The 2,803-nt window shown below is 59.1% G+C and carries 2 protein-coding genes; both read right to left on the bottom strand.

What is annotated here, in order from left to right; all coding sequences use genetic code 11:
• The coding region (locus I5W_RS01780) for an EAL and HDOD domain-containing protein (RefSeq protein ID WP_252716857.1) at positions 1-1,382 on the bottom strand (1,382 nt) is incomplete at its 3' end.
• A gap of 204 nt (positions 1,383-1,586) precedes the next feature.
• Complete coding sequence (locus I5W_RS01785) at positions 1,587-2,474, bottom strand: 23S rRNA (adenine(2030)-N(6))-methyltransferase RlmJ (RefSeq protein WP_017451006.1); 888 nt, start codon at positions 2,472-2,474, stop codon at positions 1,587-1,589.
• Between the last annotated feature and the right edge of the window lie 329 nt (positions 2,475-2,803).

A 2,803-nucleotide genomic window follows, 5' to 3' on the forward strand; every position in this document is an offset into this window, starting at 1 on the left:
GGCGTTGGCGACTGGATGATGCTCTTGACCTTGCCTTCGACTTCGATCTTGCCTTCGACGTAGGCTTCGCCCAGGTTGGCCAGCGAGGGTGTGAGCAGTGAGGTGATGGCCGATGCGTGCGGAACCTTCAGCGTGACTTCCGGCGTGCCGCTACTGAAGTCGTACTGCTGTCCATTCCACAGCACCAGCCGCAGGGGCAGGGCCGATACGTTGCGAATATTGTCTACCCAGTCATCCAGCAGGCGTTGCATCTCGGCCTGGTCGGGCTCGCGCAGTTCGGTGCACTCCACCAGGCGCAGGACCGAACCATAGTAGCCATTGCGCCGCAGCAGCGCTTCGCGGATTTCGGTACTGACGGTGATCTGGCGCAGCACGCTTTCCATGCTCATGCCAAAGAGCGCATCGACCAGCGACATGATGCCGACAGTGAAGGCCATCTCCGACATCTTGCGTCGTCCGGGCCGGATCTTGGCCGTGATCAATTCCAGCATCTTGCCGCGCGTGGCCGCCAGGATCATCAGCGGCGACATGGTGTGGGCACGCTCCTTGTCGGTATTGGCAAAGAGCAGGATCTGCAGCCAGCGCTTGAGTTGTCGGCGTCCCAGCACGATCAAGGCCTGGCCCAGCGAATCGATGAACTTCTGGAAACCGTAGACGGGCGTGTTGACCAGGCGCAGCAAGGTCAGCGAGAGCGCCACGTCGCGCTTGATGTAGCGCACGATCTCGGCGTTGTCGACATTGCGCACCAGCAGCGTCAACAGATGCATGATGATCATCTTGGACGCCTCCAGCTTCTTGCCCTGGAGGATCATCGGCTTGGCGAAGTAATAACCCTGGAAGAAATCGAAACCGAAGGTCATGCAGTCATTGAACTGCTGCAGCGTCTCGACCTTCTCGGCCAGCAATTCCTTGCGGGCGCGCTTGAAGTGCACGGAAAGCTTGAGCAACTTGCTGGGGTCGACTTCCATCACGTCGATCTTGATGATCTTCACCAGCGGCAGCAGTTCTTCGATTTCCTGTGATTCGGCCACCACATCGTCCAGCGCAAACACGTAACCGGCCTTGACCAGCTCGCGCACGCGCGCCACCAGTTCGGGCGTGACCCGCACCGTCTCCAGGATTTCCAGCACCACCTTGTCAGCCGGCAGGAAATAGATGAAGTCGCTCATCAGCACGGCCGCATCCACATTGATGAAGCCGTGCAGGTTGCCGATCACGTTGGACAGCCCCAGCTCGGAAGCGTGGGCGATCACCGCTGCCGTGGCCGTGACGTCATCCTTGACGTTGGCCGGTCCGAACGCGGCGCTGCGAAACAGCAGTTCGTAACCGATCAAGTCTTGGTCCCGACTCAGGATGGGCTGGCGGGGCAGGAAGAAATCCAGGGCGTGATGCGCGGGAGGGGGCGAGCGGATGGTTCGGCTGACTGGTCTGACATGGTTGTTTTTTTAAATGCCCCTGGTGTTTGCGGAAAATGTTGCCTTAAAGCAATTTACCTATTGTATGCCAATTTGCACTAATCTCAGCAACGTTGCGTCTATTCGAAACGAAAAAATCACCAATAATCGCAACACCAGTATAACCCGACATCAGATTTCCCCGGATTCGAGCACATATTCGGCGCTGTCATCCACCCCCAGCACCTCGATCAGATAGGGCATGACTTCCTTGAGGCCGGCCTCCAGGGTCCAGGGCGGATTGAGAATGAACATGCCGCTATTGTGCAGGCCAAAGCCATCCGGCGCCGGGCCATGGATGGCCAGCGTGACGTTGAGCCAGCTCTTGGCGCCCAGGCGCTTGAGGCGTTCCGGCAACTGACGCGATTCATTGCGTTGCAGGACCGGATACCAGACCGCGTAGGTGCCGGTGGGAAAGCGCGTGAGCGCATCGGCCAGCACCTGGGCCACGTGGGCATAGTCACGCTTGTCTTCATAGGGTGGATCGATCAACACCAGGCCGCGGCGCGAGGGCGGCGGCAGCAAGGCCTTGAGGCCCTGGAAACCGTCACCGCGATACACCATCACGCGCTTGCCGCGGGTGGATGGCCGCTGGCCTTGGGCGGCGGCGTGGGCTTCGAGCTTGCGGAAGTTATCTTCCAGCACCTTCACTTCGCTGGGGTGCAATTCAAACAGACGCAGGCGATCCTGCTCGCGCATGGTCTTCTCGGCGCAATAGGGAGAGCCGGGGTAGTAACGCATCTTGCCGCTGGGGTTGAGCGACTTGACCACGTCGACATATTCCTTGACCATCGCCGGCAAGTCCTTGCGTTCCCACAGCTTGGCGATGCCGGTCTCGTATTCGGCGTTCTTGCTGGCGTAATCTCCATCGAGCGCATAGACGCCGGCGCCGGCATGGGTGTCGATGACCATGTAGGCAGTGTCTTTCTGCCCGAGATAGCGCATCAACTGGATGATCACCATATGCTTCAGGACATCGGCGTGGTTGCCGGCGTGAAAAGCGTGGCGATAACTCAGCATGGAAAATTCACTTCTAGGATGGGGGTTGAAATCGGGTGGCGGGACGGACCTGGACAGGCCGCTGCCACGAACACCGATGAGGTGTAAACGTCATGCATTCTAACAAGGATAAGTGAGCAGTTGTCGGACTAATCCGCCATTGTTACAAAGATACCCTTTTGCAGCGGCTTGGCGAGGCCCCGCCAGGACCACTGAAAAATACGAGCTGATAGCCTCAGTTCCCGGCCCTGTCGAGCCGGAAATAGGCATCCAGCAACGAGGTCTTGAAGACCACACCCAACAGGCGCGGATCTTCGGCGCTGGCGATCACGGGCAGGCGTCGCCCGATG

The sequence above is a fragment of the Herbaspirillum sp. B65 genome (assembly GCF_000333555.1).
Classification (GTDB): Bacteria; Pseudomonadota; Gammaproteobacteria; order Burkholderiales; family Burkholderiaceae_D; genus Herbaspirillum; species Herbaspirillum rubrisubalbicans.

Coding starts and splice junctions, on each gene's coding strand:
- I5W_RS01785 (WP_017451006.1), bottom strand. CDS start 2,474: ATGCTGAGTTATCGCCACGCTTTTCACGCCGGCAACCACGCCGATGTC.